This is a genomic window from Xenorhabdus miraniensis, from assembly GCF_002632615.1.
In genome coordinates, this window is the sequence record NZ_NITZ01000003.1 from 1 (window position 1) to 23,929 (window position 23,929).

20 protein-coding genes and 1 tRNA gene are annotated in these 23,929 nt (G+C 43.5%); 17 read left to right on the plus strand and 4 right to left on the minus strand.

Annotated features, from left to right (window positions below):
• Window positions 1-1,162: phage tail fiber protein (locus Xmir_RS28045; protein ID WP_244170845.1), on the plus strand; the 1,162-nt coding region annotated here is incomplete at its 5' end.
• Window positions 1,163-1,218: 56 nt separating this feature from the next.
• Here Xmir_RS28045 and Xmir_RS03630 read toward each other — a convergent pair.
• Together Xmir_RS03630 and Xmir_RS03635 are read right to left on the minus strand one after the other, a co-directional pair.
• Window positions 1,219-2,391, minus strand: a complete 1,173-nt coding sequence (locus Xmir_RS03630; RefSeq protein WP_099113084.1) for a tyrosine-type recombinase/integrase — start codon at window positions 2,389-2,391, stop codon at window positions 1,219-1,221.
• 161 nt (window positions 2,392-2,552) lie between these two features.
• A tRNA-Arg gene (locus Xmir_RS03635) sits at window positions 2,553-2,627 on the minus strand.
• Between the two features lie 184 nt (window positions 2,628-2,811).
• Between Xmir_RS03635 and mlaA the strand changes: the two genes are divergently transcribed.
• Window positions 2,812-3,564, plus strand: coding sequence for a phospholipid-binding lipoprotein MlaA (gene mlaA / locus Xmir_RS03640; protein WP_099113085.1), 753 nt, complete (start codon window positions 2,812-2,814; stop codon window positions 3,562-3,564).
• Between the two features lie 74 nt (window positions 3,565-3,638).
• Here mlaA and fadL read toward each other — a convergent pair whose 3' ends face one another.
• Window positions 3,639-4,958: a long-chain fatty acid transporter FadL gene (gene fadL, locus Xmir_RS03645; protein WP_099113086.1), complete on the minus strand. Its 1,320-nt coding sequence runs from the start codon at window positions 4,956-4,958 to the stop codon at window positions 3,639-3,641.
• A 354-nt stretch (window positions 4,959-5,312) separates the two neighbouring features.
• On the opposite strand from fadL, the gene Xmir_RS03650 reads away from it, so the two are divergent.
• The 4 genes from Xmir_RS03650 (at window position 5,313) to sixA (ending at window position 10,216) form a co-directional block, all read left to right on the plus strand.
• On the plus strand, window positions 5,313-5,609 hold the full coding sequence (locus Xmir_RS03650; protein ID WP_099113087.1) for a YfcZ/YiiS family protein: 297 nt from the start codon (window positions 5,313-5,315) through the stop codon (window positions 5,607-5,609).
• 295 nt (window positions 5,610-5,904) lie between these two features.
• Entirely contained in the window at window positions 5,905-7,215 is a 1,311-nt protein-coding gene (fadI, locus tag Xmir_RS03655; protein ID WP_099113088.1) for an acetyl-CoA C-acyltransferase FadI, read from the plus strand.
• On the plus strand, window positions 7,215-9,392 hold the full coding sequence (gene fadJ / locus Xmir_RS03660; RefSeq protein WP_099113089.1) for a fatty acid oxidation complex subunit alpha FadJ: 2,178 nt from the start codon (window positions 7,215-7,217) through the stop codon (window positions 9,390-9,392). Before fadI ends, fadJ begins: the two co-directional genes overlap by 1 nt.
• 341 nt (window positions 9,393-9,733) lie before the next feature.
• Window positions 9,734-10,216, plus strand: a complete 483-nt coding sequence (gene sixA / locus Xmir_RS03665) for a phosphohistidine phosphatase SixA (RefSeq protein ID WP_099113090.1) — start codon at window positions 9,734-9,736, stop codon at window positions 10,214-10,216.
• Between the two features lie 22 nt (window positions 10,217-10,238).
• Here sixA and smrB read toward each other — a convergent pair whose 3' ends face one another.
• Entirely contained in the window at window positions 10,239-10,781 is a 543-nt protein-coding gene (gene smrB / locus Xmir_RS03670) for an endonuclease SmrB (RefSeq protein ID WP_099113091.1), read from the minus strand.
• A 185-nt stretch (window positions 10,782-10,966) separates the two neighbouring features.
• On the opposite strand from smrB, the gene hutI reads away from it, so the two are divergent.
• From hutI to Xmir_RS03725, 11 genes are all read left to right on the plus strand, one after another.
• Window positions 10,967-12,256: an imidazolonepropionase gene (gene hutI, locus Xmir_RS03675; RefSeq protein WP_099113092.1), complete on the plus strand. Its 1,290-nt coding sequence runs from the start codon at window positions 10,967-10,969 to the stop codon at window positions 12,254-12,256.
• Between the two features lie 19 nt (window positions 12,257-12,275).
• Window positions 12,276-13,235, plus strand: coding sequence for a formimidoylglutamase (gene hutG / locus Xmir_RS03680; RefSeq protein ID WP_099113093.1), 960 nt, complete (start codon window positions 12,276-12,278; stop codon window positions 13,233-13,235).
• Window positions 13,236-13,319: 84 nt separating this feature from the next.
• Window positions 13,320-14,051, plus strand: coding sequence for a histidine utilization repressor (gene hutC, locus Xmir_RS03685; protein ID WP_422646029.1), 732 nt, complete (start codon window positions 13,320-13,322; stop codon window positions 14,049-14,051).
• A gap of 287 nt (window positions 14,052-14,338) precedes the next feature.
• Entirely contained in the window at window positions 14,339-16,018 is a 1,680-nt protein-coding gene (gene hutU, locus Xmir_RS03690) for a urocanate hydratase (RefSeq protein ID WP_167385936.1), read from the plus strand.
• A gap of 14 nt (window positions 16,019-16,032) precedes the next feature.
• Window positions 16,033-17,565: a histidine ammonia-lyase gene (gene hutH, locus Xmir_RS03695; RefSeq protein ID WP_099113094.1), complete on the plus strand. Its 1,533-nt coding sequence runs from the start codon at window positions 16,033-16,035 to the stop codon at window positions 17,563-17,565.
• Window positions 17,566-17,657: 92 nt separating this feature from the next.
• Entirely contained in the window at window positions 17,658-19,016 is a 1,359-nt protein-coding gene (locus tag Xmir_RS03700) for an amino acid permease (protein ID WP_099113095.1), read from the plus strand.
• Between the two features lie 225 nt (window positions 19,017-19,241).
• A complete protein-coding gene (gene prmB / locus Xmir_RS03705; RefSeq protein ID WP_099113096.1) occupies window positions 19,242-20,174 on the plus strand; it encodes a 50S ribosomal protein L3 N(5)-glutamine methyltransferase in 933 nt (310 codons plus the stop codon).
• A 261-nt stretch (window positions 20,175-20,435) separates the two neighbouring features.
• Window positions 20,436-21,521 carry a chorismate synthase gene (aroC, locus tag Xmir_RS03710; protein ID WP_099113097.1) on the plus strand — a complete coding sequence of 362 codons (1,086 nt, stop codon included), beginning with the start codon at window positions 20,436-20,438 and terminating at the stop codon, window positions 21,519-21,521.
• Between the two features lie 79 nt (window positions 21,522-21,600).
• Window positions 21,601-22,401, plus strand: a complete 801-nt coding sequence (locus Xmir_RS03715; RefSeq protein ID WP_099113098.1) for a sulfite exporter TauE/SafE family protein — start codon at window positions 21,601-21,603, stop codon at window positions 22,399-22,401.
• 22 nt (window positions 22,402-22,423) lie between these two features.
• Complete coding sequence (locus Xmir_RS03720; protein ID WP_099113099.1) at window positions 22,424-22,975, plus strand: elongation factor P hydroxylase; 552 nt, start codon at window positions 22,424-22,426, stop codon at window positions 22,973-22,975.
• 22 nt (window positions 22,976-22,997) lie between these two features.
• On the plus strand, window positions 22,998-23,273 hold the full coding sequence (locus Xmir_RS03725) for a YfcL family protein (protein WP_099113100.1): 276 nt from the start codon (window positions 22,998-23,000) through the stop codon (window positions 23,271-23,273).
• Window positions 23,274-23,929: the final 656 nt, after the last annotated feature.

Consider the following 23,929-nt stretch of genomic DNA (forward strand, 5'->3'; position numbering starts at 1 on the left):
CGGCGTTGCACCGGGGCAGGTCATTTTAATCCAGTCCGGCAACAGTAACTTACTGCACATGATTCAGGCGGTGAACTCGGATACCGAACTGGTACTGGCCGATGCCGCTAAAACTACCCTGAATAATGTTAAGTACCAGATTCAGATTACTGTCCCTGATTCTGTCTCGGATGGCGTCCGGCATATAGTGGCGAATACCAGCTACCTCATTGGATTCCTCCAGAATATGGACAAATGGATGAGTCAGAACGGCACAGTGGAGGTAACATTGCCGAATGGTCAAACGGTATCATTGCAGTCGATACGGGCATTGCAGGCAGCGATGGAAGGGAAGTTAGATAAAGGACAGAACGGCGCGGACATTCCGAATAAGACTGAGTTTGTGCGGAATATTGGGTTGGGTAACGCGCTGAAAGTGGGGGATTATGGGATGGGTGGTCTGGGACTCTCAGTTAACTGGAGTGATGATGAGTCCTTTTTCGATTTTGTTATACGAAGTCCTAGTCAATTTTTTAGAAATAATGGGGCCTCTTATGCGACACATAGATGGGCATCTGGGATACTTTGTAAAGCTGGCAATACTTTCAGTGGATTTACTGCCCATCACACTGGCGGCGGGGTTAAGTTCTTTGCTGGTTATACCGCAGAAAGCTCTGGTCATGTTGCAGGAACTGCTATCTATAATGTGTGGACTGATAGAAACGCCGTCAGAGATAACAGTGGATACCTCAGGCCCTCATCCCCCATCATCCAAATCCACCCTGACGGCACCTTTACCACCAATGACGAATCCGAAGGCGCCACGGTCACTAAGCTCGGCCTCGGTCATTATCAGATCACAGGTGTACTGGGCTATAACGCAGATGGGGCATGGGGTGTACATGGTGGTATCAGTGTTCCCCGTGATGTTAACGGTAATGAGCTGGTGTATGTCGAGGATAAGGTATTGCCCGATGGGGCTATCGACATCAAGGTGACCCACCGACAGAATACCCATATGCCCGCCCGGTTGCAGAACAGGCGTATGAGATGCACGGAGGCGCAGACCTATTACACCGATGATGAACCGTGTGATTTACCCGCAGGCACTCGCTTGGATGTCCGTGTCCAGATGCCGGAAGATTCGGTGTGGAATGTGAGGCAGGGGATGGTGGGGTTGTGATGGGTCATAGTGACAACAGCTTACTTTCCCACTGCTCTATGATTTTGCGTTTTCTTTCACCATGTTGTGCTGGATATCCTATCAATGTAGTCAGCGAACCACTGCATCATTTCACGGCGCTGGTCTAAATACTGTGCATGGTTATACACACCTCTAGTTTTATTACCAACAACATGGGCTAACTGTTTCTCAATCACATCATGATTAAATTCATGCTCATTCAGTATAGTACTGAACTGATGGCGAAATCCATGACCGCTAGCTAAACCGTCATAGCCTATTCTCCTGATAACTAACAGGACAGAATTTTCGCTAATGGGTTTTTTTCGGTCGTTTCTACCAGGGAATACAAAATCGGAAATGCTGGAGGTTATGGGTTTTAGATTTTGGAGCAGTTTAACAACCTGATTGGACATAGGAACTATATGCAGCCGCCGCCCCTTCATTACTGACGGATCTATAGTAATGAGTCGATTATCAAAATCAACGTTCTTCCATGACATGCTGCGCATTTCAACAGTTCGTAGGGCGGTGTATTGCAGAATCTGAGTGGCTGTTTTAGTTATGATGCTACCGGAATATGAGGCCAGAGCCTGATTAAACGCAGGAATTTGATCTATTGTGAGGAATGGGTAGTGCTCTGTTCTATAGCCAGTCATGGCATTTGCCAAATCAGGGGCGGGATTATATTTTGCTCTACCAGTCACTATTGCATACCTGAAAACCTCTCCGCACCTCCGCCGCGCTTTACTGGCTCTCTCCATGGCTCCGCGATCTTCAAATAAGCGAATAACCTTGAGTAGAACTAGAGGTTCTATCTCTTCCATAGTCATATGTCCAATGATAGGCAAAATATCATTGTCAAACATCGACTTCATATCTTGAGTATAGCCTTCAGACCAAAACCCACTTTTGAACTCATGCCATTCTTTAAATATGTCAGCAAAAGTATACTGTGTCACCTGTGTCACAGGGGTTTTATTTTTTGACAGATTTACACCATTGGCTAATTCTTTCTTTAATTCAAATACCTTATCTCTAGCCTCAGCTAAAGAAACCTCAGGATATTTACCCACCGTATAGATTTTTTCTTTTCCCTCAAATTGGTAACGCAGTTGCCATACTTTTTTGCCAGATAATGGAATATATAGATAAAGGCCATTACTGTCTGATAGACGATATGGTTTTTCTTTTGGCTTAGCAGAATTAACCTGCTTTACAGTGAGCATTGGGTAAAATTCCATTGGGTAAAATTGTTTACCCAAAATTTACCCAGATAGGTATGCGGATGTCAACGAACGGGTGCAAACTTCTACGAACGGTTATTTTTTGTTAATGTTGATAATTGAGGGGTTTTGCGAACTATTAGGAACTGCGGCGAACTGTAGATTGGCGTCCCCTGCAGGAATCGAACCTGCAACTAGCCCTTAGGAGGGGCTCGTTATATCCATTTAACTAAGAGGACAACGAAAACAAGTATACCTGTTTTTTTTGCCGGAGATAAGATACAACGAGCTGTTTGCCTATATAATCACCACTCTTTTTGATTACCATTAATGAAAAATTGGCAGTATATTTAACATATTGGGTACATTGACCGGTATGCAGTGTGATAGTCGATGTCTAAAAGTAATTATGTGGAGAACAATATGAAGTATCGTCTAAGCGGGGTTGCTCTTTCAGCAGTCTTACTTGTGGGATGTGCCAGTTCATCGAATATGAATGAACAAGGCCGCTCTGATCCGCTGGAAGGGTTTAACCGTGCTATGTTCAACTTTAATTATGATGTTCTCGACCCTTATGTTTTGCGACCGGTTGCCGTTGCGTGGCGTAATTATGTGCCAATGCCAGCGCGAAATGGTATTGGTAATTTTACGAGCAACCTTGAAGAACCAGCTAGTATGGTTAACAGTTTTTTACGTGGTAATATTCATGAAGGCGCAAAACACTTTAGCCGCTTCTTTTTAAACACGCTTTTGGGGATGGGGGGGCTTATTGATGTTGCTTCCATGGCGAACCCTAACTTGGCAAAAGAAGATTCAGCGCGTTTTGGTAGTACGTTGGGATATTATAATGTGGGTTATGGCCCGTATGTTGTCCTGCCTGGTTATGGCAGTTTTACACTGCGTGATGAAGGCGGTAACTTTGCGGATATGACTTATCCTGTGTTGAGTTATCTCACTGGTTGGATGTCAGTAGGAAAATGGGTTTTCGAAGGGATAGAAACTCGTGCCCGTCTTCTGGATTCTGACGGCCTGTTAAAGAATTCTTCCGATCCTTATTTGATGATGCGTGATGCTTACTTCCAACGCCACGATTTTATGGCCAATGGCGGTAAATTGGAACCAGAAAAAAATCCTAATGCAGCAAGTATTCAAGATGAGCTAGATTCCATTGATTAATCAGGAAACTACAATTTAAAAAGGATAGCATCTGCTATCCTTTTTTAGATCTTGGCATTCAGTTCTAACGAATATTAGAACGTGTAGTTAAAGTTCACGCCATACAGCCATGCAGTTCCTTTGGAATCGAATTCATAGGCTGTATTGAGAGGTGCAGGAGCATCATCTTTCAATTTCTCACTAACGTGTACTTTCTTACCACGCATATAGGAAACGCCTACATCCACGGAAGCATCTTTATTGAATGCGTAAGTGGTTCCCACGCTTAACCAGAAGCGATCCTGATCAGGGATGGAAATAGAACGATTTTGGGCTGGTACGGGGCTTTCATCGAAGGCGATACCGGTACGGAATGTCCAGTTATCGTCATAATAGTAAGTTGTACCTAAAGAAATGCGGTAAGCATCACGGAAGCCTTCGTGCTTCGAAAATGCGACTCCACCTGTATCATTTCTTGTTGCTTTTAGTTCTTTGAACTCACTCCAACCTGTGTATAGGAGGCTATAGTGGATTGCCCATTGCGGTGCAACACGGTTATAACCTGAGAATTCCCACATATCTGGTAGGTTCAGATCCAGTTTACCTTTGACTGTTTGCCCGCCAGTACCATTTTCAAATACACTTGGAACATATGGCAAATCACTGCGGTAATCACCACTCTTGAACTTAACCTTGACTTTTGAGCGGTAAGTCAGGCTATAGCGGTTATTTTCGTCATATTGATATAAAAGCCCTGCATTCCACCCGTAGCCCCAATCCTTTCCTTCCAATTTGGCAGCTTCAGCAGTTGCAGGAATATTGCGCCCTGTCATTCTAGACATCATAGCGCTTGTTTCACCCATATGGCGAACGATTTTGGCATCGGCATAAACAGCATTGACACCTAAGCCAAAGCTGAACTGATCATTAAATTTATAAGCACCGCTTAGGTTTAGGTTCACGGTCTTAAGATCAGTTTTACCGCCAATTAGGCCAGCCGTGTAGTTATTGCTGAAATTGGTTGCCAAGCCAAAATTGGAAGTCGCAGATGCACCGACAAACCACTGATCATTGATTGGAGTAATGAAATGCAGGTTTGGAATCCAAGCACGTGGTGCGATGTTTTTAGCATCAGTACTCTTGCCGCTTAACGGGGATTTACCTGTAATGTCAACATATGGCTTGACATAAATTAAGCCGCTGGAGAACGATGGGCGATCAAATAAGGTCATGGCTGCAGGGTTACGGCTGCCAACGGTAGCGTTTTCAGCGATGACACCTTCCCCAGAAAATGCACGACCTAGTCCTGATGATGAATATTCATTCAATTGAAAACCGGCAGCACTAGCGTTGGATGAGATAACTGCAACCGCCACTGCTAATGCTGAACGTGTAAATAGGTTTTTCTGGTTCATAACCAAAACCTCATTGTTTAATTATTATTTAACATGCTACTCAAGTAGCTGAGAGCGCGGGATTGTAGAGTCGGTTTGCCAAAATGACAAATCAGACCAGTGCACGAAGTATAGGCTTGATAATAGAATATGTTGCAATAATGTTTTTAAAATATAACCAAAATGATTGCTGAAATGGGACTTGCTTAACAAAAAAACGACAACTAGTGTTAACAAGGTGTAAACAAGAGCGTGTTAGTGTGATGAGATCAATAAATAGTGAGATAAATGCTGGTAAACAGTGTAAATGCTGGTTATCAATGGGCGTAACCACGTAAAATTATCAGCAAGTTTTCACTGTTGGAGAAATAAAAAATGCCTGATGCAATTAACCGCTGTAGTGCAGAAGAAACGGCTGCTTGCTGTTGTGTTGATGTAGGAACTGTTATTGATAATGAAGATTGCACTGCTTCTTATCAGAGTGTTTTTGCCAGTGAACAAGACGCTGAAATTATGCTTAATACGTTGACTCAAAAGGCAAAAGCAGTGGAGTCAGAACCATGTGTAATATACCATAGAATCGGAATGGTTGATGGTGGAGTGCAATTATCTGTGGATTTCACCTTTAGTTGTCAGGCAGAAGCTCTGATCTTTCAGTTAGGATTGCGCTAATCTACTCTGAATAACGGTTTTCCCATTGTTTTGCGATTTTAAACAGTGGGAAAATTGATTGTCATTCATTGTAAATAATGATCTCTTTTTATATTTCGATCGCACATTCTCCATTCAAGTTGTATAAATTATAAATACCTTAAAGTTGCGCTTGCTCGCATTTTTCGTTTATTCCTATTTGCTATTTTCCAACATTGCGTTAACAATGCTCCATCAGGTCTGACCTCTTGTGAGGTGAGTGAATTTTTTTAATCAATCAATTGATTTAATTAATGATTATTGTTCAGGAGTTGCTATGGGTCGTTCTTCAACAAAAGTAACACAGAAAAAAGAACGTGTTGCTATTGTCAGCGGGTTGCGCATTCCTTTTGCAAAACAGGCAACTTTCTACCACGGTATTCCGGCTGTTGATTTGGGAAAGTCTGTTGTCAGCGAGCTGGTCATTAGGAGCGGTTTGTCGCCTGAGAAGATTGACCAATTAGTTTTCGGGCAAGTTGTTCAAATGCCGGAAGCACCGAATATTGCGAGGGAAATTGTTTTAGGAGCAGGTTTAAGTGTGAATACCGATGCCTATAGCGTTTCCCGTGCCTGTGCGACAAGTTTTCAGGCAATTGCAAATGTGGCTGAAAGTATTATGGCGGGTACAGTTAATGTGGGGATTGCCGGAGGTGCAGACTCTTCATCTGTTTTACCCATCGGGGTGACTAAGTCGTTAGCTCGTACTTTGGTAGATATAAATAAGGCTAAGAGTTTGTCTCAACGGCTGAAATTACTCAGTCAATTGAAGTTCCGTGATTTATTGCCGGTATCCCCTGCCGTTGCTGAATATTCAACAGGGTTAAGAATGGGGGATACGGCAGAGCAGATGGCAAAAACCTATCATATCAGCCGTGAAGATCAGGATGAATTGGCGCATCGTTCCCATGTATTAGCCGCTAAAGCTTGGGAGCAGGGGCTTTTGAATGATGAAATTGTATCGGCACATTTCCCTCCATACCGCGACACATTGCTTGAAGATAATAACATTAGAAAAAATTCAGTCCTGGCCTCTTATGCTAAATTGCGGCCGGCTTTTGATCGTAAACATGGCACTGTCACGGCAGCGAATAGTACGCCACTGACAGATGGTGCCGCAGCCGTTATATTGATGCGCGAATCGGTTGCCAAAGAACTAGGCATGACGCCATTAGGATATCTACGTAGCTATGCGTTTTCGGCAATTGATGTTTGGCAAGATATGCTGCTGGGGCCATCTTATGCGACGCCATTGGCGCTGGATCGTGCAGGTCTCACTTTGGGCGAACTTACACTCATTGATATGCATGAAGCGTTTGCTGCTCAAACATTGACGAATTTAAAAATGTTTGCCAGTGAGAAATTTGCCCGTGAAAAGTTGGGGCGCACTCAGGCAATTGGCGAAGTGGATATGGATAAATTCAATGTATTGGGTGGATCAATTGCTTATGGGCATCCATTTGCCGCAACGGGGGCCAGAATGGTTACCCAGACGTTGAATGAATTGCGTCGTCGTGGCGGTGGGTTTGGGCTGGCGACCGCCTGTGCCGCTGGTGGTTTGGGTGCAGCAATGGTATTGGAGGTAGAGTAATGGCTCAGTCTGAACAAGAAGCTGTCATGTCAACGACACAACCGAAACAATCAGTGTTCAATTTCTCGGTTAGGGACGATAAGGTGGGAATCATCACCATTGATGTACCGGGCGAGAAAGTCAACACGCTGAAAGCTGAATTTGTTGAACAATTCCTGACAATGTTTGAGAAAGTACAACAAGTGTCTGGTTTGAAAGGGCTGGTGATTGTATCTGGTAAGCCGGATACTTTCATTGCTGGTGCAGATATCAGCATGATAGCAGGCTGCCAATCTCAGGAAGAAGCAACAGAATTGGCTGAAAAAGGCCAAAAATTATTTGCGCAGATTGCTAATTATCCTTTACCTGTTGTCGCTGCTATTCATGGTGCGTGTTTAGGCGGAGGGCTGGAATTGGCTTTGGCTTGTCATGCTCGTATTTGCTCTTTGGATGACAAAACACGTCTCGGTTTACCGGAAGTTCAGCTTGGGTTGTTGCCGGGCTCGGGAGGAACTCAGCGTTTGCCTCGTCTGATTGGTGTCAGTGCTGCTCTGGACATGATACTGACTGGCCGTCAACTCAAGGCAAAACAGGCACAACGGTTGGGAGTTGTGGATGATGCTGTGCCTTTGGACATCTTGCTAGATGTTGCTGTGCAATATGTCAAAAAAGGCATTGCCAAACGCAAGCCATTGGCATGGTCACAGCGTATATTGGCGAGTGCTTTGGGCAGGCCTCTGTTATTCCATACAGTACATCAAAAAACCCGGGCAAAAACTCACGGTCACTATCCTGCACCAGAGAAAATCATTAATGTGATCCGTACTGGTCTGGAAAAAGGGCCGGATAAAGGTTTTAAGGCTGAAGCCAAGGCATTTGGTGAATTGGCGATGTCGCCGGAATCAGCCGCATTACGGAGTTTGTTCTTTGCTTCGACTGCGTTAAAAAATGAAACTGGCTCGTCAGAGCAGCCTGCTGATATTAAACATGTGGGCATTTTAGGTGGTGGCCTGATGGGCGGTGGTATTGCCAACGTTACCATAACACGAGGGAACTTGCCTGCCCGCATTAAGGATATTAATGAAAAGGGTATTAATCAGGCGCTGAAATATACTTGGGATCTCCTTTCCAAGCGGGTAAAACAGCGTCGTTTGAAACCAAGCGAGCGTTCTCAGCAGATGTCTTTATTGACAGGAACCACAGATTATAGCGGATTTAAGCAAGCTGATATTGTGGTTGAAGCTGTATTTGAAGATTTGGTATTGAAACGCAAAATGGTCTCAGAAATTGAAGAGAACACCAAACCTAAAACTATTTTCGCTTCTAATACTTCTTCATTACCCATTCACAAAATTGCTGAAGTTGCTACTCGTCCAGAGCGGATCATTGGTCTTCACTATTTTAGCCCTGTTGACAAAATGCCGTTAGTCGAAGTTATTCCACATGCAGGAACAAGTGAAAAAACAATTGCAACTGCTGTTGCACTGGCTAAGAAACAAGGAAAAACGGCCATTGTTGTCGGGGATAATGCAGGGTTTTATGTGAACCGCATTCTGGCGCCTTACATTAATGAAGCCGGTTATTGTTTGTTAGAAGGGGAACCCGTTGAGCATATTGATAAGGCTCTGGTGGATTTCGGTTTTCCTATTGGCCCAATCAATTTATTGGATGAGGTCGGTATAGATGTGGGCACCAAAATCATTCCTATTTTGGTCGAACAGTTGGGGAGTCGATTTGCTGCGCCAGAGATTTTGGAAGCGGTCTTAAAAGATAATCGGAAGGGCAAGAAGAATGGCAGAGGGTTCTATTCGTATGCGAATAAAAAGAACAAATTCTGGTCATTCGGGAAGAAACCCAAAGAAGTTGATGTATCCATTTATTCCTTATTAAAAATCAAACCTGCTGTAAAAATGTTACCTGCTGACATTGCCCAACGTTGCGTGATGCTCATGTTGAATGAGGCAGTTCGTTGTTTGGACGAAGGAATTATCAGAAGTCCTCGTGATGGTGATATTGGCGCTGTATTTGGTATTGGGTTCCCGCCATTCTTGGGAGGGCCATTCCGTTATATTGACAAGCTTGGTATTGATAAGGTTATAGAAACTTTACGTCGCTTGGAACAGCAGCATGGAGAGAGATTTACACCATGTGAAGGTTTAATTCAGATGGCTGAACAGAAAAAGAAATTTCACGCATAACGTACGGTTTTTCTTAAATCAATCAAAATGGCTCTTTTAATCAAGAGCCGTTTTTTATAGAAAATAATTGACATTTCTTAATGTTTTTTATTTTTCATGTAAGAAGGAATAATAGTAAGCGCAACAGTAGATATATAAACTGTTTTTAGCCATTTTATTTCCACTTGTTTTAGGGCAGAATGCCAGCTAATGCGAATTGAAACGTTTTTTTTACCCAATATTAGCGTGTTAATATCAAATTAACTTACTTATTTAATACCGTATAACCAATGGATTGCTTCAAGAAATGCCAGATTGTGTATTGTCTTGAGGCTGGTTCACAATTAACTAGACGGTGAATTATGTATGTTTTCATTATGCGTCATGGTGATGCTTCTTTAGATTCAATCAGTGATGCAGCACGGGAGCTTACACCTCGTGGGTGTATAGAATCACAGAAAATGGCTTATTGGCTTGAACAGCAAGAGCCTGATATTGATTCTGTTTTGGTCAGCCCTTATATCCGAGCAGAGCAGACCTTAAAAGTGGTTCGTGAATACCTGACATTGCCCAACAATGAGGAAGTGTTAGATGAATTAACGCCTTCGGGTGATGTAGCATTGGTTGCCAGTTATTTACAAGTTTTGGCAATACAAGGGCATAAATCTGTATTGGTGGTTTCCCATTTACCGTTGGTCGGTTATTTGGTTTCTGATCTCTGCCCCGGGCAAACTCCGCCGATGTTTGCTACATCCAGCATTGCTTGTGTGAAATGGGATAATCAGACAGAAAAAGGGAGTTTATTATGGCAAACTTCCCCGGCACAACTAGCGACCAAATTCTAATCTCATACTGAGAATCAATTAACTAACGCTGCGTGAATTCCTCCATTTCGATCAAAATGAGCAATGCAGCGTTCCCTCCCCACTCTCTGGGTGCCTGATGGAAGGCGATAACATCAGGATGTTGAGCAAGCCATAAGGGGGTTTGTTGTTTAAGAATATGTTTACCGTGACCATGCATAATGCAGGCGCAGTAGACGTGTTCACGGCGACAGGCGGCAACCAAAGCCCCAATCTCTTGTTTGGCCTGCGATTGGGTTAGTCCATGTAAATCCAGAAAAAGCTCAGGGGAATAATCTCCACGGCGTAATTTTTTTAATTCATAATGATTGGCACCTTCCCGAATGTAACGAGTCGGGCCTTCCATATCCAAATTGGGTTGGAATTCATCGGAAAAATAGTAACTGGCATCAACCTGCTCTTGCATGAGACGTTCAGGGGCGACATGGCTTATTTTTTTTCTTTTTGGGGTATGGGTAACCGTATCCTGAACAATGCGACGAGTTCCCACAACAGACGTTCTGAATAGACTGATGTCTTCTTTGTTTAGTAGATTTTTCTTCTTCATTACACGTTAATTCACTCACAAATTTCGGTAAGTGTACCTGATTTTTTGTGATATTTCTTAGAAGCTATCGTTTTAAGTAACAAGTTATTCACAAAATGATTTGACAATCGTGTTTGGTTATAAAATAAATGTATATACAACATGAAAACTGATATCAATAAGAAAAAAATAACAGGACGATAATAATGTCGATTGAACTGAAAGATACCGATGTTATTTGGCGTAATGCCAGACTTGCCACAATGAACCCTACATTTAATAACATTGATGGTAAAAATAATTATGGAATGTTAGAGCAGCATGATCTCATTGTTCGGAATGAAAAAATCTTAGCAATTTTGCCAACAGATAGCGTACCAACCAACAACTGCAAAATTATCGATGTGGAACAACGGCTAATCACACCCGGATTGATCGACTGTCATACTCACCTCGTTTTTGGTGGTAATCGTGCATCTGAATGGGAACAACGTTTGAATGGGGTTTCTTATGAAGAAATTAGCGCCAAAGGCGGGGGAATTAACTCCACGGTCAATGCCACTCGCAATAGTCCGGCTCAACAATTGGAAAAGTCCGCCCAGAAGCGCCTTAATGCGTTGATTGCTGAAGGCGTAACAACCATTGAAATGAAATCAGGCTATGGGTTAGATCTGGAAAATGAAGAAAAACAGTTGAATGTCGTACGGGCGCTGGCAGAGAAAAACCCCATTGAAATTAGCCCAACACTGCTGTCTGCTCATGCAGTTCCACCTGAATATAAACACAATCCTGATGCCTATATTGATTTAGTTTGTGATTCCATCCTTCCCACACTTTGGCAGAAACAGTTATTCGAATCCGTGGATGTGTTCTGCGAATCTGTCGGTTTTAATCTCAGCCAGACTAAACGCCTGTTTGATGCAGCCAGATGCCTGAATATCCCTGTAAAAGGCCATGTTGAGCAACTTTCTAATTTGGGAGGGAGTGAACTGGTTGCTGAATATCAGGGCTTATCAGTTGATCATATAGAATATTTGGATGAAAAGGGCATTAAAGCTATTAGCCGTAGTGGAACGGTTGCCGTGTTGCTGCCTGGGGCATTTTATTTCCTGAAAGAGACTCAGCGTCCGCCTATCGCATTGTTGCGCGAATACGCTGTTCCGATGGCTATTTCGACAGATTTTAACCCCGGCACCAGTCCTTTCGCCTCCTTACGTCTGACTATGAATATGGCTTGTGTACAATTTGGTTTAACACCAGAAGAGGCATGGCAAGGCGTTACAATCCATGCGGCTCGCGCATTAGGACGTGCAAATAGCCATGGTCAACTGGCTGCTGGTTATATGGCGGATTTCGTTGTCTGGGATGCCCACAAACCAGTGGATATTTTATATGAACTGGGACATAACCCATTGGTTTATCGTGTTTATCGCGGGGAAATAACGCATCACGATTATTTGAATCACTTTGGCAATAATAATATTAGCAATAATTAATGGTGGCGAGGGAAAGAAAATGAATTTATGGCATCCAACATCAGAAAACATTTGGCAAGGGCGCAATGATCTTGCAGAAGCAAATAATGCCTTGCGTATATTCCAGACAATAAAACAACCCACCAGTTTTTCCCCTGAAGAATTTCCTCATCACATTGCGCTATTGGGATTTGAGTGCGATGAAGGAGTCAAACTTAATCAAGGTCGCCCGGGAGCGAAATTGGGCCCTGAATATTTACGTCAATCATTAGCAAATCTGGCTAGTTATGATGGTCATGATCGGCTGGTGGATTTGGGCAATATTCGTGCCAATCCCGAAAAATTAAGTGAAGCGCAGAATGCCCTTAGCGATGCGGTATATCATTGCCTGCAACATAATATGAAGACAATGATTTTTGGTGGGGGACATGAAACGGCATTTGCGCATGGAATGGGAATTTATCGTGCGTTTCCGACACAACGTATAGGTATTATTAATTTTGATGCCCATTTGGATTTGCGCAATGCACCGCAGCCCACATCCGGTACACCATTCCGACAGCTTGCCTATTATTGTCAGCAACATCAACGCCCGTTTAATTACTCCTGTATCGGAGCCAGTCTGGCCTCGAATACGCAAGCGTTGTTGGATGAGGCTAATCACCTTGATGTTACCATTATTTGGGATACTCATTGTGTTGAGTCCATGATGGACAAGGTACAGCAGCAACTACAAGATATTATTAATCAAGTTGATATTATTTATATGACTATCGATTTGGATGTATTGCCAATTTGGCAAATGCCAGCCGTTTCTGCGCCGGCTGCGTTGGGGGTTCCGCTGGAACGTTTATTGCCATTAGTTCAACTTATTTGTCAGAGCAAAAAGTTACAAGCCGTAGATTTAGTCGAACTTAACCCCTTGTATGATATTCAAGGTATGGGAGGAAAAGCGGCAGCTCGTCTTGCATGGCAGTTGGTGCACTGGTGGAATGAATAGTTGGTGGAATGAATAGTTGGTGAAGTGAATAACTAGTGAAGTGAATAGCTAGTGAAGTGGATAAAAAGTAAGAAGGAAGGAATAGTGACGGCTGATTTATCAGATACATTTGCCAAACCAGTGCCTTTGTATGCGAAAGTCAAACAAGCGATTATTGAAAAAATCTATACAGGGGAATGGAAACCGCATGATCGGGTTCCCTCTGAGGCGGAATTGGTCAAGCAATTTAACTGTAGTCGCATGACAGCTAACAGGGCACTGAGAGAGCTGACAGCAGAAGGCTTCCTATTCCGTCTGCAAGGTGTAGGGTCGTTTGTTTCTGAACCTAAGGGGCAATCCGCCCTGTTTGAGATCCACAGTATTGCGGATGAAATAGCTTCGCGCGCTCATCAGCACAGTTGCAAGGTGCTGAAGCTTTCTGAAGTCAACGCGAATATGACACAGGCAGCGGAATTTGGTCTTTCTGTAGGTTCGCTTATCTACCATTCCATTATTGTGCATTATGAAAACGATCTGCCTGTGCAGATTGAAGATCGTTATGTCAATGCTCAAGCTGCGCCGGAATATCTGAGGCAAGATTTTAGTCGGCAAACTGCTCATGATTACTTATCACAGGTAGCGCCTTTGACAGAAGGAGAGCACATCGTTGAAGCCGTTGCAGGAGATGCCCGTTCTTGCCGGTTACTGCAAATTGAAGCAAATACGCCTTGTTTGTTAATCAGTCGTCGAACTTGGTCAAAAAAGTTTATTGTTTCCAGTGCTAAGCTATTGTTTCCAGGGCATCGATATAAATTAAAAGGACATTTTAGTTCATAGCTCGCTTATTTGGTTATAAAAACCTCTTTAACTCCAAAAGGAAAAGAGGTTTTTTTATTATTGATTGTGACGGCAATGTAAAGCAAATGTGATATAAAACACAAAACCAGCAAAAAAATCAGCTAATTTATTACCCGATAAATCATTATCATCTTTTTGATTTTTATAGAAATGATAATGTCCTCCACATTTTCAACTTTATCTCTGTCACATTTTTGCCTATTGAATATACATGTATATACAACTATACAATTAACAAAATTCATGACGATGAAATAGGTAAAACCGTGACGATACAAAATAATAAATTCAGCAACGTAATTATTCGTGCCCCTAGAGGAACACAACTCACAGCAAAAAGTTGGTTGACGGAAGCACCACTCCGTATGCTTATGAACAACCTTGATCCCGAAGTGGCCGAGAATCCGAACGAATTAGTGGTTTATGGTGGAATCGGCCGTGCAGCCAGAAATTGGGATTGTTATGAGAAAATCGTTGAAACGCTGAAAAATCTGGAAAATGACGAAACTTTATTAGTGCAGTCAGGTAAGCCTGTGGGGGTTTTCAAAACACATGAAAATGCACCACGTGTATTAATTGCAAACTCGAATTTAGTTCCACATTGGGCAACGTGGGAACATTTTAATGAACTGGATGCCAAGGGATTGGCAATGTATGGCCAGATGACAGCGGGAAGCTGGATATATATCGGCAGTCAGGGCATTGTTCAAGGGACTTACGAAACTTTTGTGGAAGCAGGGCGTCAGCATTACAACGACAATTTAACCGGACGCTGGGTATTAACTGCGGGGTTGGGCGGCATGGGTGGTGCTCAGCCACTGGCAGCAACGTTGGCAGGGGCATCTTCACTGACCATAGAATGCCAGCAAAGTCGCATTGATTTTCGTCTTCGTACTAAATACGTGGACGAACAGGCCACTGATCTGGACGATGCGCTGGCGCGTATTGAGCGTTATACCCGTGAAGGTAAAGCAGTATCAATAGCCTTGTGTGGCAATGCAGCAGAGATTTTACCTGAGTTGGTACGCCGTGGTGTTCGTCCTGATATGGTTACAGATCAAACCAGCGCACATGATCCATTACATGGTTATTTGCCTGTGGGGTGGGCGTGGGAAGAATATTGTCGCCGCGCTGAGATTGAGCCAGAAGTCGTTATTCAGGCGGCAAAAGCTTCAATGGCTGTACATGTTGAGGCCATGTTGGCTTTCCAGAAGCAGGGAATACCTACTTTCGATTATGGCAATAACATCCGTCAAATGGCGAAAGAAATGGGAGTTGAGCACGCCTTTGATTTCCCGGGATTTGTTCCTGCTTATATTCGTCCTCTGTTCTGCCGTGGTATCGGGCCTTTCCGTTGGGCGGCACTTTCCGGTGATCCTGAAGACATTTATAAAACCGATGCCAAGGTAAAAGAATTGCTGCCGGATGACACCCATTTACACCATTGGTTAGATATGGCGAAAGAGCGTATTAGTTTCCAGGGTTTGCCTGCGCGTATTTGCTGGGTGGGATTGGGCGATCGGGCGAAATTGGGATTGGCCTTCAATGAAATGGTACGCAGTGGAGAACTTTCTGCACCAATCGTAATTGGTCGTGACCATTTGGATTCTGGCTCTGTAGCCAGCCCTAACCGTGAAACTGAATCTATGCAGGATGGTTCCGATGCGGTTTCTGACTGGCCATTACTGAATGCTTTGCTAAATACAGCCGGCGGTGCGACGTGGGTTTCCCTGCATCATGGTGGTGGCGTTGGGATGGGATTCTCACAGCATTCGGGCATGGTCATTGTCTGCGATGGTACTGATGAAGCGGCAGAACGTATTGCTCGTGTACTGCATAACGATCCGGCGACAGGGGTTATGCGTCATGCTGATGCGGGTTATGAGCTGGCTATCCAGTGTGCGAAAGAGCAGGGACTGAACCTGCCAATGATTGATACAAAATAAGAGGCGTTATTGATATGAAAAATATTACTATTCATCCAGGAAAAATGACGCTTGAAGAATTACGCCATGTTTATCAGCACCCTGTTCACATCCGTTTGGACGAACAATGTTTCCCTGCCATTGAAAGCAGCGTTGCTTGTGTGAATCGCATTATCAGTGAAAACAGAACCGCTTATGGTATAAACACGGGGTTTGGTTTGCTGGCGCACACTCGCATTGCAGAACAAGATTTGGAAGAGTTGCAGCGTTCTATCGTATTGTCACATGCAGCAGGAGTAGGCGAACCTCTGCCGGATGAAATTGTCCGTTTGATTATGGTGTTGAAAATCAACAGCCTTGCCCGTGGTTATTCTGGAATTCGTCTGAACGTTATTCAGAGCTTGATTATATTGGTGAACGCTGAAGTTTATCCTTGTATTCCAAGTAAAGGCTCAGTCGGGGCGTCAGGAGATTTAGCGCCATTGGCACATATGAGCTTGCTATTGTTGGGCGAAGGTAAGGCCCGTTATCGCGGTGAATGGTTGCCTGCTAAAGTAGCGCTGGAAAAAGCAGGACTCAAACCAATTAACTTAGTCGCAAAAGAGGGATTGGCGCTGCTTAATGGAACACAAACTTCAACCGCTTTTGCCCTGAAAGGTCTTTTTGCAGCAGAGGATTTACTGGCATCGGCCGTTATTTGTGGTGCACTGTCTGTTGAAGCGGCCCTTGGTTCCCGTAAGCCATTTGATGCGCGTATTCATGAAGCGCGTGGTCAGAAAGGTCAAATTGATGTGGCAACCCTTTATCGTCTGGTTTTGGAAGAGCAAAGCGGTATCTCTGAATCCCACGAGAACTGTTCTAAAGTTCAGGATCCTTATTCATTGCGCTGTCAGCCACAAGTGATGGGGGCTTGCTTAACCCAGATCCGTCATGCTGCCGATGTCATTATGGTTGAAGCTAATGCAGTTTCCGATAACCCGTTGGTATTTACTGAAGAAGATGAAGTGATTTCGGGTGGTAACTTCCATGCAGAACCTGTCGCTATGGCATCGGATAATCTGGCTATTGCTTTGGCAGAAATGGGTTCCTTGTCAGAACGCCGTATTGCTTTGCTGATGGACAGCAATATGTCTCAGTTGCCACCATTCTTAGTTGAGAACAGCGGCGTGAACTCCGGTTTTATGATTGCGCAAGTCACAGCGGCGGCGTTGGCGAGTGAAAACAAAGCGTTGGCACATCCTTCCAGTGTTGATAGCCTGCCAACGTCTGCCAACCAGGAAGACCACGTATCAATGGCACCAGCCGCTGGTCGTCGCTTATGGGAAATGGCAGATAACGTGCGTGGAATTTTAGCAATTGAATGGTTGACTGCTTGTCAGGGCATGGATTTTCGTCATGGATTGAAGAGCAGCACAATACTGGAAAAAGCCCGCCATATTTTGCGTGATAAAGTCGCACATTATGATAAAGACCGCTTTTTCGCGCCAGATATTGATGCAGCTATTCAACTGTTGATTGAGCAGCGACTTTCTGCATTGTTGCCTGCTGGCAAGATCTTAGAAAATTAATCACAAACACATCGTTTTTAGGCCGGATAAACCCGGCCTTATCGTAGTATTTATCTTTTCCAATCTAATAATAAAAGACACAAGGATAAATCATGCAAAACATTTCACAACTCAAGCGAGGGTTAAGTGTTCGCCACATCCGATTTATGGCACTGGGATCGGCAATTGGCACGGGGCTTTTCTATGGCTCTGCAGAAGCCATTAAAGCCGCAGGGCCGGCGGTATTGCTTGCCTATGCCATTGGTGGTGCCGCAGTTTTCATGGTCATGCGGGCATTGGGAGAAATGGCGGTTCACCGCTCTGAGCCGGGCTCTTTCTCTTATTATGCGACTCACTACTTAGGGCCGTTGGCAGGTTTTCTAACCGGATGGACTTATGTTTTCGAAATGCTGGTTGTTTGTCTCGCTGATGTCACGGCATTTGGCATCTATATGAAACTCTGGTTTCCCCATGTTGATCAGTGGATTTGGGTGCTCAGCATTGTCTTCTTCATTGGTGCCATAAATTTATGTAATGTCAAAGTGTTTGGTGAAATGGAATTTTGGCTTTCCATCATCAAAGTCGCTGCGATTATTGCCATGATTGTCGGTGGTTTTGCCATTATGATGTATGGCTTCGGTCAAGAAGCCGGGCATGTCACTGGCTTGTCAAATTTATGGGAACATGGCGGATTCATGCCAAATGGCATTGCAGGGGTGATAGCTTCGTTTACGGTCGTTATGTTTGCATTTGGCGGTATTGAAGTCATCGGTATCACTGCCAGTGAAGCAAAAAATCCGGAGAAATCTATCCCGCGTGCAATTAATGCCGTTCCGTTCCGCATCTTGCTGTTCTATGTTCTTACCCTGTTTGTTTTGATGTGCATTTATCCGTGGAATCAAATAGGGCAAAACGGCAGTCCGTTTGTGCAGATATTCTCCAGTCTGGGTATTGATTCAGCCGCAAATATTTTGAATATTGTTGTGATTACTGCTGCAATATCAGCGATCAACAGCGATATCTTCGGTGCTGGTCGTATGATGTATGGCATGGCGCAAGAGAAACAAGCACCCGCCGCTTTTACACAATTAACTAAAAACGGCGTACCGTGGATAACCGTATTGGTCATGTCAGGTGTTTTATTACTTGGTGTTGTTTTGAATTACTATCTGCCGGGAAAAGTTTTCGGGATCATTGCTTCAATCGCAACATTTGCCACTGTCTGGGTATGGTTGATGATCCTGCTATCACAATACATGATGCGTCGTAAGATGCCTGCGGAAGAAGCAAAACAGCTTAAATTTCCTGTTCCCCTATGGCCGGTAGCACCAACTCTGACTATTGCATTTATGGCATTTGTTATTGCCGTACTGGGATATTTTCCTGCCACCCGAATTGCCTTGTATGTGGGGATCGTGTGGATTGCATTACTGACAATCAGCTATTACCTCTGGGTGAAAAAAGCTAAATAATACAAGTTGATAACACCACCCTGTGCATGCAGGGTGGTTTTTATACCCTATCCCCACTATCTTGGCATCAAAAACCATCTTTCCCCGACATGATCTTTTCCTTAATGCAATTCTTTAAATACCCAATTGTTCCCTGAGACAATTCACATGTTCATAAAGCTGATTTGTCTCATGGATCATGGCAAACTAGCGCGTTAATACATTTTTTGTTGTTTGGAGGTGCTTGTGGATAAGATTTTTGTAGATGAGGCTGTTGCAGAGTTGCACACCATTCAGGATATGCTGCGTTGGGCTACCAGCCGTTTCAATGCTGCCAATATTTATTATGGCCATGGAACAGATAACCCATGGGATGAAGCATTGCAATTGGTTCTTCCCACACTGTATTTGCCTCTGGATATTCCAGAGGCAATGATGACATCGCGCCTGACCTCAACAGAGCGCCATCGCATCGTTGAGCGTGTTCTGCGTCGTATCAATGAACGCATTCCTGTCGCTTACCTGACGAATCGTGCATGGTTCTGTGGGCATGAATTTTATGTCGATGAGCGGGTTTTGGTTCCCCGTTCACCAATAGGTGAGTTGATTAACAATCAATTTGCTGGATTGATTTCGCACGAACCCTCGGCCATTTTGGATCTTTGCACAGGAAGCGGTTGTATTGCGATTGCCTGCGCCCACGCATTTCCTGAAGCTGAAGTTGATGCTGTTGACATTTCGCCTGATGCGTTGGCAATCACCGAGCAGAATATAGAGAACCATGGGCTTTCACATCGCGTCATCCCGATAAGTTCTGATCTATTCCGTGATATGCCACCGATGAAGTACGATCTGATTGTCACTAATCCTCCTTATGTAGATGAAGAAGACATGAGCGATCTACCCGATGAGTTCCGTTGCGAGCCCGAATTGGGATTGGCGGCGGGCGTTGATGGGTTGCAATTGGTACGGCGAATTCTTGCGACAGCACCGGATTTTCTCACAGAAGACGGGGTGCTGATATGTGAAGTGGGTAATAGCATGGTTCACTTGATTGTTCAGTATCCTGAAGTGCCTTTTACCTGGTTGGAATTCGAACAGGGTGGTAATGGCGTTTTCATGCTAACTCGTCAACAATTAGTTGAGCATCAAGAATATTTCCAGCAGTTCAAGGACTGATGTTTTTCAGTTATCCAATGGTTAAAACAGATTTTCTATTAAACGATACCCAATAGATTTCAAATTGTAGCACAGCGGTAAAGAATCCATTTTCGGCCATGCAATTAATTGTATGGCCGAAATGGATAAACACAGCCAACTTGCAAGATGAAAGGTATAAAGGAAAATAAAATTGATGAAATAAGATAGGCTTTGATCATTGGGTGAGTTATTGTTATTTGATCTCATTTTTAACTCATAAATAATGATGGCAGGGTAGGAATGGCAGGCAATAGTATTGGGCAGTTCTTTCGTGTTACCACGTTTGGCGAATCTCACGGAATCGCATTGGGATGTATTGTGGATGGTGTTCCTCCGGGCATTGCTATCACAGAAACTGATTTACAAATCGACTTAGACAGACGCCGTCCCGGAACTTCCCGTTATACAACACAGCGTCGGGAGCCTGATCAAGTTCGCATTCTTTCGGGGGTTTTTAACGGAGTAACGACAGGGACCAGCATTGGCCTGATAATCGAAAATACTGATCAGCGCTCACAAGATTACAGTGCGATTAAAGATGTTTTCCGCCCGGGACATGCTGATTATACCTACGAACAGAAATATGGACTGCGTGATTATCGTGGCGGTGGGCGCTCCTCTGCTCGTGAAACCGCTATGCGCGTTGCGGCAGGAGCGATTGCCAAAAAATATCTGCTTGAAAAACATGGCATTCGTATTCGTGCCTGCCTGACTCAGATGGGTGATATTCATTGCGAATTGAAAGATTGGGCACTGGTCGAACAGAACCCTTTTTTCTGTCCTGATAAGAGTAAATTGACTCAACTTGATGAATTACTGCGGACACTGAAAAAAGAAGGCGACTCTATTGGTGCGAAAGTCACGGTAGTTGCCGAAAATGTTCCTGCGGGATTGGGAGAGCCGGTTTTTGATCGTCTGGACGCAGATATTGCTCATGCTTTGATGAGTATTAACGCGGTGAAAGGCGTTGAAATTGGTGACGGTTTTGGTGTCGTTAACTTACGTGGCAGTGAAAACCGCGATGAAATAACAATGCAGGGATTCACTAGTAATCATGCCGGCGGCATTTTGGGTGGAATTAGCAGCAGCCAGCCGATTATTGCTCATATCGCCCTGAAACCAACATCCAGCATTATGGTGCCAGGCAAAACAATCAACCGCCAGGGAGAAGAAGTGGATATGGTGACCCGTGGCCGCCATGATCCTTGTGTGGGTATCCGTGCTGTCCCTATCGCAGAATCCATGATGGCGATAGTGCTGATGGATCATTTGCTGCGTCAGCGAGCGCAATGTGCTGACGTGATACCTCCGCTTCCGCGTTGGTAATGAAGATACTAATATGTATTTCGATTGACACCGAAAGATATCGTAATAATTGGCAAGCAGTTTTCTGGTGAAATGAATAATGGAATGGTTATCATTGGGTCTTGATATTTACGGTTTTCTCTTTTTGGTGGCAATAGTTGCGGGGTTTATTGATTCCATTGCTGGTGGGGGAGGGTTATTAACCATTCCCGCTCTATTATCAGTAGGTATTTCTCCTGTCCAAACATTGGCGACGAGTAAACTTCAGGCTGTAGGTAGTTCGTTCTCTGCCAGCCTTTACTTTATTCGTCGTAAAGTCGTGGATTGGCGCTCCCAGCGTTTTGCTATCTTCATGACAATGCTTGGAGCCATGTTGGGTGCTTTGCTGGTTCAATTCGTGTCACCGGATTTTTTGCGTTATTTATTGCCAATATTAGTGATGCTCATTGGCCTTTACTTTTTATTGGTGCCCAATATTGGAGCAGAAGATCGGCAACGTCGCCTTGGCCCAATTGCATTTGGTTGCCTCACAGGGTGTGGAATAGGTTTTTATGACGGAGTGTTTGGGCCGGGAGCGGGATCTTTTTTCGCACTATGTTATGTCATGCTCTGTGGATACAATTTGGCGAAAGCGACAGCCCATGCCAAGGTACTGAACTTTGCTTCTAACATTGGTGCCTTAGGCTTCTTTATTATTGGCGGTCAGGTTTTATGGCTGGTGGGTTGTGTGATGCTGATAGGGCAAATGATAGGTGCCCGGTTAGGTGCTGGTTTAGTGCTGAGTAAAGGGCAAAAACTGATCCGCCCAATGTTAGTAACAATATCTTTTTTGATGAGCATCAAACTTCTCTATGATCATCATGGAGATACTATCCGCTCTTGGTTGGCATTTTATTTTTGATTTTAGGATATTGCATTAATACATGACTGCACATCATTATCAACAACTGATTGAAATTTTTAATAATTGCTTTAGCGATGACTATAACACCCGCTTGATAAAAGGTGATGATGAACCGATTTACCTGCCGGCAGATGATGAAGTGAGCTATAACCAGATTGTATTTGCCCATGGTTTTTATGCCAGTGGATTACATGAAATTTCACATTGGTGTATTGCGGGTGAAGAACGTCGCAAACTGGTTGATTTTGGTTATTGGTATTGCCCTGATGGACGTGATGCTCAAACACAGGGAGAATTTGAAAAAGTGGAAATCAAACCGCAGTCGTTGGAATGGTTATTTTGTGTTGCGGCGGGTTTCCCCTTTAATATTAGTTGTGACAACCTCGAAGGGGATTTTGAACCTGATCGCTTTGCCTTTCAGCGAAAAGTGCATGCGCAAGTTATGCAATACCTTGAAAATGGAATACCCACACGAGCAGCAAGCTTTATTCAAGGTCTACAATCGTTTTACAATACGCCTTCACTAAAAGCAGAACATTTTCCTTATCCGGAAGATCCTTTTGCTAATTGAAATTGATTTTGAGGAAAAGATAATGCTCGCAGAGTTTGAAACACGCATCCTGGCGCAAATTGATGACATGGTTGAACATGCCAGTGATGACGAATTATTTGCTGGTGGATACCTCCGTGGGCATTTAACGTTGGCAGTTGCTGAATTAGAGCAAGAAGGGGCAAACACCGTTGAACAGCTTCATCAGCGTGTGGAAGAAAGTGTCCATAAAGCGATTAAAGCGGGAGAACTGACCCCGCCAGATCAAGTTTTGGTTTTGGCTACTTGGCAGAAACTGCTGGATAGTGCGCAAGTTTAATTCATTGATACAGAAATAATTCTAATGAGGGCTATTTATGTAGCCCTTTATTTTTTTCTGATGGTTCGAGGTAATTGACCATCCACGATTACAAAAAAATTCGTGGTGCTTCTCAATAATTAGAATAAATAGCGAAAATCCAATTTTTATTGATCTTTTCATAGTGAATATCGAGTACAGTTACTTTAGCTTTAATAGATTGGATGTAATGAAATCGATATTAAATAGAAAAGTAATACGCTATTTTTTATAGTGTTAGAATAATTTTCCATATGACATTAAAATAATATAAAAACATAGTATGTTTTAAGGGGGTGAACAGAAATGTTGTTTTTTTATTTAAAACAATCAAATTGTTAGTGGAACGACTGATGATTAAAATAAACAGGAGTGTTAGAGTAATGATAAAACAGAGTAGAAAATAGAATGTTTTCTTACCTAATTAAGTAACTTGAATGAATAAACAAAATATCGATGTGAATACACTATTAGCCCAATGTGCCATGAGAGCTGTCTTCCAGAAAGGAAAGAAGAACAATCGTAATTAGCGACATGAAACCTTAATAGATCGCTAAAAGTCTAATAGATTAGAGGAACAATTATAAAAAAAGTATAGATAACATTTCATCTTAGAAAAGAGATTGATTTTTCTCAAA